The 16,325-nt window shown below is 74.3% G+C and carries 11 protein-coding genes; 1 reads left to right on the top strand and 10 read right to left on the bottom strand.

The window, feature by feature from the left end; genetic code table 11:
* Positions 1 to 5 precede the first annotated feature (5 nt).
* The 6 genes from AC4MBH_RS12490 to glmS form a co-directional block, all read right to left on the bottom strand.
* Positions 6 to 1,103, bottom strand: a complete 1,098-nt coding sequence (locus AC4MBH_RS12490) for an alpha/beta fold hydrolase (protein WP_491795203.1) — start codon at positions 1,101 to 1,103, stop codon at positions 6 to 8.
* Positions 1,100 to 2,227, bottom strand: a complete 1,128-nt coding sequence (gene alr, locus AC4MBH_RS12485; RefSeq protein ID WP_491795202.1) for an alanine racemase — start codon at positions 2,225 to 2,227, stop codon at positions 1,100 to 1,102. The genes AC4MBH_RS12490 and alr overlap by 4 nt, the downstream gene beginning before the upstream one ends.
* Positions 2,224 to 3,627, bottom strand: coding sequence for a bifunctional ADP-dependent NAD(P)H-hydrate dehydratase/NAD(P)H-hydrate epimerase (locus tag AC4MBH_RS12480; RefSeq protein WP_491795201.1), 1,404 nt, complete (start codon positions 3,625 to 3,627; stop codon positions 2,224 to 2,226). Before AC4MBH_RS12480 ends, alr begins: the two co-directional genes overlap by 4 nt.
* A gap of 45 nt (positions 3,628 to 3,672) precedes the next feature.
* Entirely contained in the window at positions 3,673 to 6,507 is a 2,835-nt protein-coding gene (locus tag AC4MBH_RS12475; protein WP_491795200.1) for an amidase family protein, read from the bottom strand.
* Between the two features lie 220 nt (positions 6,508 to 6,727).
* Entirely contained in the window at positions 6,728 to 7,081 is a 354-nt protein-coding gene (locus AC4MBH_RS12470; protein WP_491795199.1) for a holo-ACP synthase, read from the bottom strand.
* Between the two features lie 117 nt (positions 7,082 to 7,198).
* Entirely contained in the window at positions 7,199 to 9,043 is a 1,845-nt protein-coding gene (gene glmS / locus AC4MBH_RS12465; protein ID WP_491795198.1) for a glutamine--fructose-6-phosphate transaminase (isomerizing), read from the bottom strand.
* A gap of 66 nt (positions 9,044 to 9,109) precedes the next feature.
* On the opposite strand from glmS, the gene coaA reads away from it, so the two are divergent.
* A complete protein-coding gene (coaA, locus tag AC4MBH_RS12460; RefSeq protein WP_491795197.1) occupies positions 9,110 to 10,099 on the top strand; it encodes a type I pantothenate kinase in 990 nt (329 codons plus the stop codon).
* A gap of 14 nt (positions 10,100 to 10,113) precedes the next feature.
* Here coaA and AC4MBH_RS12455 read toward each other — a convergent pair whose 3' ends face one another.
* Genes AC4MBH_RS12455 through AC4MBH_RS12440 form a run of 4 tightly spaced genes read right to left on the bottom strand, consistent with a single transcriptional unit; the run spans position 10,114 to position 16,291 of the window.
* The gene (locus tag AC4MBH_RS12455) at positions 10,114 to 13,452 is read right to left on the bottom strand and encodes a carboxypeptidase regulatory-like domain-containing protein (RefSeq protein WP_491795196.1); all 3,339 of its coding nucleotides are present in this window, start codon (positions 13,450 to 13,452) and stop codon (positions 10,114 to 10,116) included.
* A gap of 53 nt (positions 13,453 to 13,505) precedes the next feature.
* The gene (locus AC4MBH_RS12450; RefSeq protein ID WP_491795195.1) at positions 13,506 to 14,309 is read right to left on the bottom strand and encodes an ABC transporter permease; all 804 of its coding nucleotides are present in this window, start codon (positions 14,307 to 14,309) and stop codon (positions 13,506 to 13,508) included.
* Positions 14,306 to 15,235 carry an ABC transporter ATP-binding protein gene (locus AC4MBH_RS12445; RefSeq protein WP_491795194.1) on the bottom strand — a complete coding sequence of 310 codons (930 nt, stop codon included), beginning with the start codon at positions 15,233 to 15,235 and terminating at the stop codon, positions 14,306 to 14,308. The genes AC4MBH_RS12450 and AC4MBH_RS12445 overlap by 4 nt, the downstream gene beginning before the upstream one ends.
* Positions 15,236 to 15,292: 57 nt before the next feature.
* Positions 15,293 to 16,291, bottom strand: a complete 999-nt coding sequence (locus AC4MBH_RS12440) for a GNAT family N-acetyltransferase (RefSeq protein ID WP_491795193.1) — start codon at positions 16,289 to 16,291, stop codon at positions 15,293 to 15,295.
* Between the last annotated feature and the right edge of the window lie 34 nt (positions 16,292 to 16,325).

Genomic DNA, 16,325 nt, shown 5'->3' with positions numbered 1-16,325 from the left:
GCGGCTCACCGGCTGGCTGCCCGGGTGGTCGCGGCGGTGATCAGCTGGTCGAGCTCTGCGTTGACCTGGTCGTGCCGCTCCAGCGGCACCATGTGCCCGGCGCCCTCGAGCTCGATCAGCCGCGAGCCGGGGATGCGCACGTGCAGCTTGCGGGAGTGACCGAGCGAGGTGAGCTTGTCGACGCTGCCGCAGATGATCGAGACCGGCACCTCGTCGAGCACCTCGACGCTGTGGAACTTGTCGAGGCCGTGGAAGCTCGGGAAGAAGTCGGCCACCACCTCGAACGGCGTTGCGGCGAGCATGTCGTCGACGAAGGAGACGTAGGAGTCCGGTACGTCGCCCCCGAACGCGAACCGGTTGGTCGCGGCGTTGGCGATGTAGCGGCCGACGCGGCGTACCTGGTCGACGGCGCCGTGGCCGTGGGCCAGGGTGGCGACGGCCCGGTGGGTGAACCGGTTGGTGAGCCGGGCCGGCAGCAGCGGCATCAGGACGCGGCTGGGGTCGAGGCCGCCGGCGGTGGTCGAGATGAGTGCGACGCCGATGATCTTGGTGCCGAACAGCTCGGGGTAGGCCTCGGCGAGCGCGACGACCGTCATCCCGCCCATCGAGTGGCCGACGAGCACCACCGGTCCGTCGGGCACGGTGTGCTCGATGACCGAGCGCAGGTCGTGGCCGAGCTGGTCGATGGTGGCGTGGGTGCGGTCGGAGCGTCCCGACCGCCCGTGGGAGCGCTGGTCGTAGTAGACCGCGCGCACCAGGCCGCGGTAGGCCGCGCGCTGGAAGTGCCAGGCGTCGAGGTGGAGGCAGTAGCCGTGGATGAAGACCACGGTCACCGGCAGGGTCCGGCCGTGCGGGCCCCCGGACGCCGGCTCGGCGCCCTCGGCGTCGGCCTCGTCGATCTCGACGTGCAGCGGCGTGCCGTCGTCGGCCACCACCGTGATCGGCGTCGACCGCAGGGAGCCGAACGGCACCGAGTCACCGGCGACCCGGCTCACCGACCGCTGCTTGCGCAGGAGTCCGACGGCGGTGCCGGCAGCGGCGATGCCGACGGCGCCACCGAGCGACCCGATCAGCCAGCGGCGCCCGCTGTGACCGGCGCTCATGCGTGCTCGTCCAGACCTAGGTAGCGACGGGACATGCGTCCTCCGATCCGGGTGACGATCTCGTAGTTGATGGTGCCGCACGCCTCGGCCCAGTCCTGGGCGGTGGCGCGGCCCTCGCCGGGCGGCCCGAACAGCACCACCTCGGTGCCCGGCGGCGGGGTGGTGCCGCCCAGGTCGACCAGCACCTGGTCCATGCACACGCGTCCGCGCACCGGCCGGCGCACACCGTCGACGGCGACCTCGAGCCGGTTGCTGCCCGTGACCGGCACGCCCTCGGCGTAGCCGGCCGGCACCAGACCGACGGTGGTGGGCGCGGGCGTGGTCCAGGTGTGGCCGTAGGAGACGGAGTCGCCGGCCCCGAGGTGCTTGACCAGCGCCAGCTCGGCCCGCACCGTCATGGCCGGTCGCAGGTCGGTGCCGTGCGCCACGGTGGGGGCCGGGTCGAGCCCGTAGGTCGCCAGGCCGACGCGGACGGCGTCGTAGCGGGCCTGCGGGCGCAGGATCGCCGCGGCGGAGTTGGCGAGGTGGCGCACCTCGGGTCGCAGGCCCACCTCGTCGGCGAGCACGAGCGCGTCGTCGTACGCCGCCTGCTGGGCGTCGTTGGCGGGGTGGTCGGGCTCGTCGGCGCAGGCGAGGTGGGACCACAGCCCGGTGACCCGCCAGTGGCCGGCCTCCTCGCCGGTCCGGGCGCGGGTCAGCACCGGCTCCCAGTCGGCGCGCGCGGCGCCGCCGCGCTGCAGGCCGGTGTCGACCTTGACCTGCACGCGGGCCGGACGGCCGACCCGGGTGACGGCCGCGGAGATCTCGTCGAGCTCGGCGACGGAGTAGGCGGTGAGGTCGACGTCGGCGCGCACCGCGTCGTCGTAGTCCTCGCCGGGGACGGTGAGCCAGGTGAGCAGCCGGCCGGTGTCGCCGGCCGCGCGGAGGCGGCGTACCTCGTCGAGGGTGGCGACCGCCAGCCACTCCGAACCGGCCTCGCGGGCGGCACGGGCGACCTGCTCCATGCCGTGGCCGTAGCCGTCGGCCTTGACGACCGTGATCATCGCGACCCCGGTCAGCTCACGGAGCAGCCGCACGTTGTGGCGGACCGCGTCGAGGTCGACGACGATCTCGGCCCGGGTCATGGGAGCGATTGTCGCAGCAGGTCGCGCACGACCTGCGGCACGGCATCGGCCACGTCACCGGCGGTGATCGGCCCGCCCGCCGAGGCGTGGGTCGCCGCCGCGCCGTGCAGCCACGAGCCGACGCTCGCGGCGTCGTAGGGGTCGAGGCCCGCGGCGGCCAGGGCGCCGATGACGCCGCCGAGGACGTCGCCGGCACCGGCGGTCGCCAGCCACGGCGTGCCGGTGGTGGTGGCCCGCACCCGGCCGTCGGGGTGCACGGTCAGGGTGTGCCGGCCCTTGAGCAGCACCACGCAGCCGTAGGTCTCCGCGGCGGCGCGGGCGTGCGCGAGGGGGCGGGCCTCGACGTCGGCGCGGTCGACGTCGAGCATCCGGGCCAGCTCGCCGGCGTGCGGGGTGAGGACGGTGTCGGGCCGGTCGCGGGGTGCGTGGACGAGCGCGTCGGCGTCGACCACGACCGGTACGCCGTCGGCGAGCGCCTCGGCGAGCGTGCCGGCCGCGCCGTCGCCGCTGCCCGACCCGACCACCCAGGCCTGCACCCGACCCGGGCCGACGACCTCGGGGTGCTGGGCGCGGACGAGGTCACCGACCGCGTCGTCGCCGACGTACCGGACCATGCCGGCGAGGCCGCAGCCAGCGCCGGCCACCGAGAGCAGGCCCGCGCCGGGGTAGGTCGCCGAGCCGGCGCGGACCCCGACGACGCCGCGGGAGTACTTCTGCGCGTCGCGCGTCGGCCGCGGCAGGACCGCGGCGACGTCGGCGGGCTGCAGCGCCTCGACGGCCGGGGGCGGCAGGTGCGGGCCGAGGCCGATGTCGACGAGGTGCACCGCGCCGGCAGCCGCGGCTGCCGGGTCGACGAGGTGGGCGACCTTGTGGGTGCCGAAGGTGATCGTGACGTCGGCGGTCACGTGGGTCCCGGCGGCGGGCAGCTCGCCGGTGTCGACCCCGACACCGCTGGGGGTGTCGACCGCGACGAGCGGCACGCCGGCGACGTGCTCGAGAGCGGCGACGGCCCCGGTGTGCAGGCCGGGGCGGCCGCCGATGCCGACCACCCCGTCGACCACGACGTCGGGACGGTGCCCGGGGGCGGTGGTCGTGGTGCGGCCGCCGGCGCTGCGCAGCGCCGCCAGGCCCTCCTCGTGCACGCGGTCGGACAGCAGCCACGCCGACACCGCGACGCCGCGGCGGGCGAGCACGGCGCCGGCGTGCAGGGCGTCACCGCCGTTGTCACCCGGGCCGACGAGCAGCAGCACCCGTCGTCCGTAGGTGCCGGGGGCGAGCAGGCCGAGCACCGCGTGCGCCAGGCCGTGCGCCGCCCGCTGCATCAGCGCGCCGGGGGGCAGCGTCGCCATCAGCGCCGCCTCGGCTGCCCGGACCTGGTCCGCGGTGTGCGCCTGCCTCACGCTTCCACGCTAGTGGGGAGCGTGAGGCAGGACGCGCGTCCGCCGTCAGCGACGGACGGTCACCGTGCGGCTGGTGCTGCTGCGCCCGAACCCGGCCGCGGGCGTGTAGGCGACCTTCAGGCGGTAGGTCCCCACGCGGCGCGGCGGCAGCGACACCGTGGCGCGACCGGCCGACAGGCGCAGCGGCCGGGTGCGCACCGTCCGGCCGGCGTAGGTCACCGAGACCGTGCCGGACGGCGTCACGCCGGGCGCGGTGACGCGGACGACCAGGGTCGGGCGGGTGCCCGCCCGCGGCCGGGCCGGCGAGACCGTCGCGCTGGTGCGGGTCAGCGCCGCGCGGACCGTGCGCCCGGCCGAGGTGGCCGTGCCCGGCGCGTGGTCGTCGAGCGTCGCGGTCACCCGGACGCCGAGCACGGCACCGAGGTCGGCGACCCCCACGTCGTACGTCGCGCCGGTGGCGCCCGCGACCGGCGTGCCGTCGCGCAGCCACTGGCGGGTGAGGGTGGCACCCGCGGGCGTCCAGGCGCCGTCGGTGGCGGTGAGCGTCTGCCCGACCCGCGCCGTGCCGGTGACCACCGGGGCGGTGGTGGCGACGGGGGCGGCGCGCAGGCCGACCGCCATGGTGGCCGAGCCGACGTCGTCGACCGTGGCGGTGTCGAGGTCGCCCGCCACCGTGACGAGCGGGTCGGCGACGACGTCGGCCGTGCCCTCCCCCACCGCGGTGAAGGTGAGCGTCGCCAGGGTCGTGGCGCCCGAGGTGGCCGGCGACGAGCCGAGCTCGGAGCCGACGAGCGAGACGGTGCCGTCACCGGGCTCCACCACGCCGTACGGCATCGCGGCGGTGGTGGACGCGCCGTCGTACCGCAGCACCTCGGGGTCGAAGCCGAGGTCGAGGTCGTAGGCGTAGAGGTCGGCGGCTGCGTCGGTCGCCACCGTCACGGTGACCTCGTCCCCGATCTCGACCGCGGCGTCGGAGACGGTCACGGTGTAGCCGGCGGCGCGGTCGGCCACGACGCCCTCACGGGGAGCGGGCGGCGCGGGCGCCAGCGCCGGGTAGAGCGCCGGCGTGGTGCGGTGGTGGGTCGCCTGCTCGTAGGCGTAGGCGATCCCGAGGAGCTCACCCTCGCTGTAGTTGCGCCCGACGAGCTCGAGGTTGACCCCGGCGCCGGGGATGGCCTCGCTGGCGTTGGCCTGCCCCATCGGCACGGTGACGGCCGGCATGCCGGTGTTGGGGCTCAGCCGCATGTTGGTGCCGATCGTCCCGTAGCCGTTGGTCGACGGGTAGATCATCGCGTCCCAGTCGTTGCCGTCGAGCAGGCCCGTCAGGGCGGTCTCGCCCGCGGCGATGGCGGCCGTGTGGCTGGCCATCCAGGACTGGTACTGCTCCGGGGTGACCGCGTTGCGGGAGGTGTAGGTCCCCGCGCGGCCCGGCACGAGTCGTCCCGAGGCGACGATCGAGGCCAGGTCGCGGGTCGCCACCGTCGGGTCGAGGTGGTCCTCGATGTAGAGGTCGAGGTCGTGCTTGAACTCGTTGGTGCTCCCGCTGGGCTCGGCCAGGGTGGCGTTGAGCGCGGTCGTGGTGATCGGCTCGACGACCGCGCCCCGGGCCTGCAGGTCCGCGACGGCCTGGGCGAAGAGCCGCTGCGTGGCGGCGTTGTTGGTGGGCACCATGGTCGTCAGGTAGCCGAAGCGCTTGCCCTCGAGGGCGTCCGGGTCGAGGTACTCGGTGTACGACGCCGGCACCTTGCCCTGCTGCTCGGCGGTGACGGGGTCGGCGGGGTCGACGCCCACGACGGCGTCGAGGGCGACCGCTGCGTCGGTGACCGAGCGCGTCATCGGACCGCCGGTGTCCTGGCTCAGCGCGAGCGGCACGATCCCGTCGCGGCTGGCCAGCCCGACGGTCGGGCGCACCCCCACGAGCTGGTTGTACGACGACGGCACCCGGATCGACCCGCCCGTGTCGGAGCCGAACCCGATGGCGCCGAGGTTGGCCGAGATCGACGCGCCCGTGCCGCCGCTCGAGCCGCCCGCGGTCCGGCCGGGGGCGTAGGGGCTGGCGACCAGCTTGCTGCTGCCGGCCGGCACGCCGGAGGTGAACTCGGAGGCGAAGCCGAGCGCCCACTCGTCGAGGCTCGCCTTGGCCAGGACGACCGCACCGGCGTCGCGCAGCCCGGCGACCATGGCCGCGTCGTCCTCGGTCTGGTTGCGCTCCCAGCTGCCGTGCCCGGCGCTGGTGGGCATGTCCTCGGTGTCGTAGTTGTCCTTGACGACCACCGGGATGCCGTCGAGCATGCTGCGCGGCCCGCCGTTCGCCGCCCGCAGGGCGTCGCTGCGCGCCGCGGCCGCCAGCGCCGTCGCGTCGCCCGTGGTGATGATCGAGTTGAGCGGACGGGCGCGGTCGCCGCCGCTGAGGGCGTCGTACGCCGCGATCCGGTCGAGGTAGGCCTGGGTGAGCTGCACGGAGGTGAGCACCCCGGCGTTCATCGCCTTCTGCATGTCGACGGCCGAGGCCTCGACCAGCTCGAACGGCCCGTCGTCGTACAGCACCCGCTGGGCGAGGTCGGCCACGTCGGTCATCGTGAGGACGCCGTCGCCGTCCTGGTCAGCGGCGGCGACCGCCGCCCACCCGGGGTCGGCCGCGACCGTACCGAGGGCGTCGACCGCGAGGTCGAGGTCGGCCTCGGTCACCTGGTCGTCGCCGGTGAGGTCGCTCTCGACGAAGTACGGCGCCAGCATCGCCCCGCCCGACCCCGCCGCCCGACCCGCGTCGTCGGCCGGTGCCGGCACCGTCGTCGTCACCACCGTCACCCCCGCCAGCGCGACCGTCCCCGCCACTGCCGCCGCCAGCTGCCTGCGCGTGCCCTGCCTGCGTGTGCTCACGCACGTCCCTTCGTCGTTCGTCCCTGTGGCCCGAGACCGCGAACGTAGGGACGCGATGTTTCCGGGACGGGTCGGACGGGTGCGTGCGGGGTAACGGCGTCGGGCGTGGGGTGACGATCGCGCGCCGGTGCAGGACTCCCCGGTGCACCGGGGAATCCTGCGCCTCGGGGGTGTTGCAACGCCCCCGAACCGCCAGGACGAGCCGCGAACCCCTCCGCCCTCAGGACTCCAGCACCACGACGGCGGAGGCGATGCCGGCGTCGTGGGACAGCGAGACGTGCACGTGGACGACGCCGAGCTCGTCGGCGCGGGCGCGGACGGTGTCGCGCAGCTCGAGGCGGGGGCGGCCGCTCTCCTCGGAGAACACCTCGGCGTCGTGCCAGCTCAGCCCGCCCGGCGCGCCGAGGGCCTTGGCCAGCGCCTCCTTGGCGGCGAACCGCGCCGCCAGCGACGCCAGCGGCCGGGTCGCCTCGGCCGGGGTGAACAGGCGCTCGCGCAGGCCCGGCGTCCGCTCCATCGACGCCGCGAACCGGTCGAGGTCGCACACGTCGATCCCGACCCCGATCACCGCCATCGGACGGTCACCGGACCCCGACGCGGGACAGTCCCGGACGACATGGCCCCTGAGACGTGTCTTGTGGGGCCAGGACGTCCGGGACCATCCCGGCGACCCGCGCAGCGACCTCGACCACTACTCGACCGTGACGGACTTGGCGAGGTTGCGGGGCTGGTCGACGTCGTGGCCGAGCGCGGTGGCCAGCTCGCAGGCGAACAGCTGCAGGGGCACGGTGGCGACGAGGGGCTGGAGCAGCACCGGCACGCGGGGCAGGCGGATCAGCACATCGGCGTACGGCTCGATGCGGGTGTCGCCCTCCTCGGCCAGGCAGATGGTGCGGGCGCCGCGGGCGCGGACCTCCTGGATGCCGCTGAGCATCTTCTCGTGCAGCTGGTCGCGTCCGCGGGGAGGGACGACGCACAGCACCGGCAGCCCCTCCTCGACCAGGGCGATGGGGCCGTGCTTGAGCTCGCCGGCCGCGAAGCCCTCGGCGTGCAGGTAGGCGATCTCCTTGAGCTTCAGCGCCCCCTCGAGGGCCACCGGGTATCCGGCGTGCCGGCCGAGGAAGAGCACCGAGCGGGTGCCGACGTGCTCGTGCGCGAGGTCGTAGACCTGCTGGGCGCCGTCGAGGACGGTCTGGATGTGGCCGGGGATGGCGTCGAGCTGGGCCATGATCTCGTCGATCTCGTCGCCGTAGCGGGTGCCCTTGACCTGCGCGACGTACAGCGCGAGCAGGTAGCAGGCGACGAGCTGGGTCAGGAAGCCCTTGGTGGAGGCCACCCCGATCTCGGGGCCGGCGTGGGTGTAGATCACCGCGTCGGACTCGCGCGGGATCGTGGAGCCGTTGGTGTTGCAGATCGCCAGCACCCGCGAGCGCTGGGTGCGGGCGTGCCGGATGGCCTGCAGCGTGTCGGCGGTCTCGCCGGACTGGCTGATCGCGACGACGAGCGTGGAGTTGTCGAGGATCGGGTCGCGGTAGCGGAACTCCGAGGACAGCTCGACCTCGACGGGGATCCGCGTCCAGTGCTCGATGGCGTACTTGGCCACCATGCCGGCGTAGAACGACGTGCCGGCGGCGATGATGATGATCTTGTCGATGTCGCGGATCTCCTCGTCGGAGAGCCGCATCTCGTCGAGCTGGAGCAGCCCCGACTGCGAGTGCCGGCCGAGCAGCGAGTCGGCCACGGCCTTGGGCTGCTCGAAGATCTCCTTGCGCATGAACCAGTCGTGGCCGTCCTTCTCGGCCGCCGAGAGGTCCCAGTCGACGTGGTAGGCGCGGCCCTCGGCGGGGTTGCCACCGAAGTCGGTCACCTCGACGGCGTCGCGGGTGATGGTCACGACGGTGTCCTGGCCGAGCTCGATCGCCTCGCGGGTGTGCTCGATGAACGCCGCCACGTCGGAGCCGAGGAAGTTCTCGCCGTCGCCCACGCCGACGACCAGCGGGCTGTTGCGCCGCGCGGCGACGACCCGGTCGGGGTCGTGGCAGTCGATCGCCACCAGCGTGAAGGCACCCTCGAGCACCTGGCACACCCGCTGCATGGCGGTGGTCAGGTCGACGCCGGAGGCGACCTGCAGCTCGACGAGGTGGGCGACCACCTCGGTGTCGGTCTCGGAGACCAGCACGTGGTCGTCGTCCTCGAGACGGGCCCGCAGGTCGGCGAAGTTCTCGATGATCCCGTTGTGCACCAGCGCGACCCGGCGCCCGTGGCCGAGGTGGGGGTGGGCGTTGACGTCGTTGGGCGCGCCGTGGGTGGCCCACCGCGTGTGGCCGATGCCGGTGTGCGACGCCGGCAGCGGCGTCTCGGTGAGGGCCTTCTCGAGGTTGGCGAGCTTGCCTGCCTTCTTGGCCTCCGCCACCCGGCCGTCGAGCACCAGGGCGACCCCGGCGGAGTCGTAGCCGCGGTACTCCAGGCGCCGCAGTCCCTCGACGACGACGTCCTGGGCCTGCCTCGGACCCACGTAGCCGACGATCCCGCACATAGCCGCCAACTCTACGGGCCGCGGACCCGTCGGAGGCACCGGCACGCAGGCTGCAAGAATCCGGACATGTCATCGGGCTCGAGCTCAGCGACGGGTCCCCGCCTCGACGAGGCCGGCCGCGAGTCCTCGCCGTACATCGAGCTCGACCGCGAGGCCTGGGCGGCGCTCGCCCACGAGACCACCAACCCGCTGCGCGCCGACGAGATCCGGACCCTGCGCGGGCTCGGCGACGCCCTCGACCTCGAGGAGGTCCAGGAGGTCTACCTGCCGTTGTCGCGGCTGCTGAGCCTGTACGTCGAGTCGGCCGGCCGGCTGCACCGCGAGCAGGAGCAGTTCCTGCACCAGCCCACCCCGCCGCGCACGCCGTTCGTCATCGGCCTGGCCGGCTCGGTGGCGGTCGGCAAGTCGACCACCGCCCGGGTGCTGCAGCAGATGCTCGCCCACTGGCCCGAGCACCCCAACGTCGCGCTGATCACCACCGACGGCTTCCTCTACCCCAACGCCGAGCTCGAGCGCCGCGGCCTGCTGCAGCGCAAGGGGTTCCCGGAGTCCTACGACCGCCGCGCGCTGCTCCGCTTCGTCGTCGACATCAAGTCCGGCAAGGACGAGGTCGAGGCGCCGACGTACTCCCACCTGGTCTACGACGTCGTGCCCGACGAGAAGGTCGTGATCAAGCGCCCCGACATCGTGATCGTCGAGGGCCTCAACGTCCTCCAGCCGGCACGGGTGCGCGACGACGGCCGCACCGGCCTGACGCTGAGCGACTTCTTCGACTTCTCCGTCTACGTCGACGCCGGGCGCGACAAGATCCGCGAGTGGTACATCTCGCGGTTCCTGCGGCTGCGGGAGACGGCCTTCCGCGACCCCGACTCCTACTTCGCCAAGTACGGCGCCCTGAGCGCCGAGGAGGCCGTCGCCGAGGCCACCCGCATCTGGGACACCATCAACGGTCCCAACCTGGTGCAGAACATCCTGCCGACGCGCTCACGGGCGACGCTGGTGATGCGCAAGGACGCCGACCACTCGGTGCGGTACGTGCGGCTGCGCAAGCTCTGAGGGCTGGCCGACACTCACCCGACAGGAGCGGTCTCCCCGCTGGTGAACGCGAACCTGGGTGACCGTCCGGCCCGTTGGACGGGCGCGACCACCGTGCGCACGCTCAGGCGATGCCCTCGATCCGCCTCCTGGACGCGGTAGGAGGATCCGGTGGCGCCGACGACCGGCCGGCCGTCGCGCAGCCACTCGTGCCGCACCTCGACGTCGCACGGGCTCCACCGGCCGCGGGTGACGACGAGCTCCTCTCCCACGACCGCCGACCCCGAGATCACGGGGGCGGTCTCCGGGCGGGGCCGGTTCGAACGGGCTGCCAGGCGGACCGTCCCGGCGTCCACGAGGCCGTCGGAGGCGATCACCAGGGCTCGTCCGTCCTCAGGGCGGCAGCCACCGTCGACCTGGAGCACCGGGTCGAGCGTGCTGTCGTCCCGGACGTCGTAGCGCAGCCGGTAGGAGCCCGGCGCCAGGCCGTCCGCCCGCCAGAACCCGCGACCGGTCGTGGTGGTCTCGACCACCGTCTCCATCTGACCGTCGCGGACCGTCAGCACCTGGACGGTGGCGCCGTCCCAGGCAGTGCCGTCGGGGCGCTGCAGCCGACCGTGCAGCACCGGGCCCGGCGCCGCCGAACCATGGAACTCGGCCCAGGGGACGTCGCGGGTGGGCTCTAGAAATGCTGCGTCGGCCAGACCGAGGACCCAGGTGGTGTTGAAGTACCGGCCCACGCCGCCCCACTCGTGGGGCCCGAGGTAGAAGTCCTCGTACCTCCCGGTCGGGTCGTGGACACCCAGCGTGTACCGGCTCCCGCTGTGGAGCGGACCGACGACGAAGGTCGTCTGGTCGTCGGCGCCTGGGACGACCCGGGTCAGCGCCGCGACCGTCCCGTCGGGCCGCACGGCGCGGACGACCGTGCCGACCTGGGAGGGACCGATCCGTCCCGCCCACGACAGGCCGGGCATGGTCACGTCCCGCCGGGCTGGGCGCGACGGAGTGACGTCAGAGGTCGCCGTCAGAGGGAACCGGAGCGGCCCGGAGAACCGCAGCCGGTAGCGCCCGGGCGGCAGGGCCGGGGTGGCATAGACCGGTCCGGTGTCCGTGGAGTGGGCGCCGACGACGGTGACCGGCCGCCAGGAGCGTCCGACCCGGCGATCGATCGCGACCCTCGTCGAGGGACCCGGGCGCCTGATCCGGCCGCTCACGACGCCCCGTGGGTCGACGACCGTGCGCACCCTGGCGGACCGGACGCCGTCGAGCGTGACGACCCGGCCATCGGGCCGGGGGTTGGGCCCGGGCCGGCCGTACCCGACGGCCACCTGGGCACCGCTGGCGAACCCAGCCCGGTACGCCAGGCGGTACCTACCCGCAGGCAGTCCCGTCTGCACGAGGCCGTCGCCGCGCCTGACCGGGACCCAGCGGTCACGGTCCTGCCAGAAGAGCCGGACGTCGGCGTCCCGTACCCGGTCGCGGGTCCGCGGGACGAAGGTCGACCGCAGCGTCGAACCCTTCGTCAGGTCGAGGTCGGTACCGGAGCGGGTGGCGCCGGACTCGACACGGACCCGGGTGCCCCCGCGCAGGCCCGTCAGCTCGAGCGGTGAGTCCGGGTACACCTCGGGGACCCGTCCCTCGACGACCGCGACCACGCGGTACCCGCCAGGGTGCACGTGGTCGATGACGTAGCGCCCGTCGCGGTTGGTGCGGGTGCGCGGAGCGACGGAGTCCCCGGCGCGCTGGAGGGCCTGGACTGTCACGCCTGCGAGCGGGCGACCGGACTCATCGGTGACCCGGCCAGACACGGTTCCCGGGCGCGGGAGCACGACGTCGACCCGGCGGTCGGTCTCGGCGACGACCGGCTGGTCATCGGCCGTGGCGACCGTCGGGCCACCGGCGAACACCTGCGGCTCGAGTCCGACCGCCTGGGCCACACCGACCCGGAAGACACCGTCCGACAGCTCGAACCGGTACCGACCCGAGGAGTCCGTGGCCCGTCCGACCGGACCCGGGTGCCCGCCGAACGCAGGGACCCAGACGCCGTGCCGACGACCGAACAGCACGACGCTGGCCCCCACTGCTGGGGCGCCGTCGGGCCACCGGACGGTGCCGGAGAGGGTGCCGCGCCCGTGCAGCCGCGCGTCGACCCGGACCGGGGGCCCACCGAACTCGACGTCCACCTCGGTCGTCCGGCGGCGGTGGGTGGCGCCGTCCAGGAAGCCCACCCGGTAGCGGCCCGGCGACAGCTCGGCGAAGGAGTAGTCCCCCGTCTGGTCGGTGTACGCCTCGGCCACCGTCAGCCAGCGCGCCCCCTCCTGCCGCTCCAGGAGCATCTCGAGCTGCTCGGCGGGCTGGCCGTCGTCGGTCACCACCGTCCCGACCACCCGTCCGGGACGGAGGGTGAGGTCGGGCAGCTCGAGGCGCTGGCCCTCGGCGAGGTCGATCGGGACGGCTCCCCCGGCCGTGGGCGAGTCGGCCCAGTACTCGACGTACTCGGTCGAGCCGGCGCGGAGCCAGTAGCGACCGGGCGGGAGGTCGGTGAACTCGAACCGCCCCGACTCGTCGGGCACGCCAGCGGGGTACGACGAGACCACCTGGAGGCGGCCCGCCCGGTCGGGTCTGAGCAGCACTGCCGCGGGCGACTGGAGGTAGCCGTCCTCGACGAGGCGGCCGGAGACGGAGCCCGACCGGTGCAGCCGGGTCTCGCCCAGCGCGACCTCAGTGTCGTCGACGACGTCGAACTCCCCCGCCTCCAGCTCGAAGCCGGCGTCCGGCCAGAGGCCGACGGCGTACCCATCAGCGACCACGGCGGACCGGTACCGGCCCGGCATCACGCCTGCGACCGCGTACCGGCCGTCGGCGTCGGTCCGCACCGGGTCGCTGTGCGGGTAGGTCCGCGAGCCGTCGGTGCTGACGACCGTCACGGACGCACCGGGCACGGGCTCTCCGCGTCCATCGACGACCCGTCCCGTCACCGGCGCTCCCCGCAGCAGGCGGTGATCGAGCGTCAGCCACTGGCCCGCTTCCACCGCGTAGCCGTCCACCCCGGTGTCGACCGTCTCGAGGCGCTCCGGCTCGGTGTCCGGCGCACCGGCCCAGACGGAGTAGACACCCGGCGCGAGCGGCAGGTCGTACCGACCTTCGTCGTCGGTGAGGAAGACGCGCGACCGATCGCCGTCGACGAGCCCGATCGTCAGCTGGGCACCCTCGACCGGCTCCCCCGACCCGTCGGTCACGACCCCGCGGATGCCTCCCCCGGCCTCCGGGTCCGCCGGGTCGGACGCTGCGCTCGGACGAGGGACGGGCGGCACCAGCACGAGCAGGGCGGCGACCAACGCCAGGACGATCGACCGACTCCGAGCTGGGCGCATGGCCGGACGGTACGCCCTGAGGCGTGCACGTGCGGCAGGTTTCGGACGAACCCTCAGCCCAGGTCGCGCCGCAACGTCGTGAACCGACCGATCGCGGCCAGCACCGCGGTGTAGGCCAGCAGCACCAGGAGCCCGCCCCAGCGCGGCAGGAGGTCGACCTCGCCGCCGCCGAAGCCGGCGAAGAAGCTGCCGCCGATGACGGCGTCGGCGGCGGCGCCGGGCAGGAACTGCGCCAGCGGCTCGAGCGCGTCGACGGCCGCGGCCACCGACCGCGCGATCGGCTCGACGAACTGGGTGAAGGCCAGGATCACCACGATCGCGGCGACCTGGTTGGTGACCAGGCTGCCGAACGCGACGCCGATCATCGCCCAGAGCACCGTGACCAGGACGCCGGCGAGCAGGGCGGTGATCACGTCGCCGTCGCCGAGGTAGGCCCCGTCACCGCGGGTCGCCAGCAGCGTGGCGCCGGCGGCCACGACGGCGAGGGTGCCGACGACGCCGTACATCGCCGCGACCGGCACGGTGGCCAGCAGCTTGGCGCCGAGGAAGACCGAGCGTCGCGGATCGACGAGGAGCGACTGGGTGACCGTTCGGTGGCGGAACTCGGTGGTCATGGCGAGGCTGCCGACCACCAGCGGGAAGACGTAGCCCGCGCCGTTGATGACCGAGTAGACGGTGATCGCGGCGTCGACCCCCCGGAGCTGGACGACCTCGCTGTCGGCGCTCGGCTCGACGGTCACCGAGAACCCGAGGACCAGGCCGAGGAAGGCCAGGTAGCCGGCCATCACGAGCAGCAGGATCCACCAGAGCCGGGTCGAGACCAGCTTGCGGTACTCCGCGACCAGCGCGGCCCTCATGCCGCCGCTCCCGGCTGCGTCTCGGCCTGCCGGCGGTCGGCGGTGAGCCGCAGGAACACCTGCTCGAGGTCGACCCCCCGGGTGGCGAGCTGGTGCAGCTCGAGGCCGGCCTGGTGGGCGGCGTGCCCGACCTCGGCGGCGTCGACGGAGGCGAGGCGTACGCCGTCGCCGTCGGGCACCGCCGCCCAGCCGCGCTGCTCGCAGAGCCCTCGGAGGCCCTCGGCGTCGGGCGAGACGACGTGGGTCTCGGTGTCGGCCATGGCGGCCAGCTCGTCGAGCGAGGACGCGTGCACCAGCCGGCCGCGGGCGATCACGACGACGTCGTCGACGGTCGACTGCACCTCGCCGAGCACGTGGCTGGAGACGAGCACGGTGCGGCCCTCGCGGGCGAAGTGGCGCAGCAGCGTGCGCATCCACACGATGCCCTCGGGGTCCAGGCCGTTGGCCGGCTCGTCGAGGACGACGGCGGGCGGGTCGCCGAGAAGGGCGGTGGCGAGCCCGAGCCGCTGCCGCATCCCCATCGAGTAGCCGCCGACGCGCCGCCCGGCGGCCTCGGCGATGCCGGTGAGCTCGAGGACCTCGTGGCAGCGGGACCTCGGCACGCCCACCTGGGCGGCGTACACCTCGAGGTGGCCCAGGCCGGTGCGTCCGGGGTGGAAGCTCGAGGCCTCGAGGGCCGCCCCCACGACCCGGGCCGGGGTCGGGTGGGCCGCGTAGGGCCGGTCGCCCACCAGGGCGCGTCCCGCGCTCGGCGTCGTCAGGCCGAGCAGCATCCGCAGCGTGGTGGTCTTGCCGGCCCCGTTGGGCCCGAGGAAGCCGGTCACCGAGCCCGGCCGCACCGTGAAGCTGAGGTCGTCGACGGCGTCGACCGACCCGAACCTCTTGGACAGTCCCTCGACCACCAGCGGTGGACCCTCGTACGGCATCGCTGCCCTCCCCTCCACGTCAGGAGGGTCGAACCTAGCGAACCGGGATGAACGCACTCACAGGTGCTTGACCACCTCGACGCAGCGCTCGACGACCCGGAACCCGAGCCGGTCGTTGACGGCGTTCATGGCGGTGTTGACGTCGGCGTTGTAGGTCACGATCCACTCGATGTCGGGGAACCGCTCGGCCAGCGCCCGGTGGTTGGCCAGCTTGCAGGCCAGCCCCAGCCGGTGCCCGCGGTGCTCGGGCAGCACGATCGTGCCGCCCTGCTGGGCGCGGTGCGCCGCCGAGGTGCTGACGACCAGCGCCGACAGGGCGGCCGGGCGCCCCTGCTCGTCGTGGGCGAGCGTGACCAGCTCGAGCCGGCCGGCCCGCGCGAAGACCTCCTCGCGGGCCCGGTAGCGCTCGAGGTCCATCGTCTCGGCCTCGCGCTGCAGCTCACCGGAGGGCGCCAGCTCGTAGAAGCGGTTGTCGACCTCGCAGTAGGCGGCGACGAGGTCGTCGGGCAGCGGCGTCCACGCCGTCCGGAGCCGGTAGCCGCGGTGGTGGGGCGCCGCCTCCGCCGCGAGGTCGGGCCAGGTGGACCGGGTGGCCTGCAGGTCGGCCACCTTGACGCCGTCCTCGATGTCGACGGCATAGCCGCGGCGCACCGCCATCTCGAGGGCGGCGCTGGTGCCGTCGACCGGGGCGTAGACCTCCGCGGTGGCCGTGGAGCGACCCAGCTCGGCGGACGCCGCCTCGACGCGCTCCAGCAGCCGCGAGCCGATGCCCTCGCGGCGCCGGTCCGGGCGCACCGAGACCGAGACATGGGCGAGCGTGGGGTTGTCGACGGTGGAACCGGACAGCAGTCCGGAGCCCACCACCTCGGCGCCGTCCCAGGCCAGGAAGCGCTGCTCCACCCGGTCGGGCTGGACGGCCGTCAGGAACGTCCGCGCGGCCTCCCACGACGGGTACGTCGAGTAGGGGCGTTCGGCCTCGGCCGCGCGGCCGACCTCCCACACGGCCCGCACCTGCGCGTCGTCGGTCGGGTCGAACGGGCGGACCACGGTGCTCACGCCCCCCAACCTAGGAGCGGACCCGCGCCCGGCG

This window comes from Nocardioides sp. WJ219, assembly GCF_058559815.1.
Note: the sequence above shows the minus strand (reverse complement) of the source record. Positions and strands in the feature narration are given on the sequence as shown.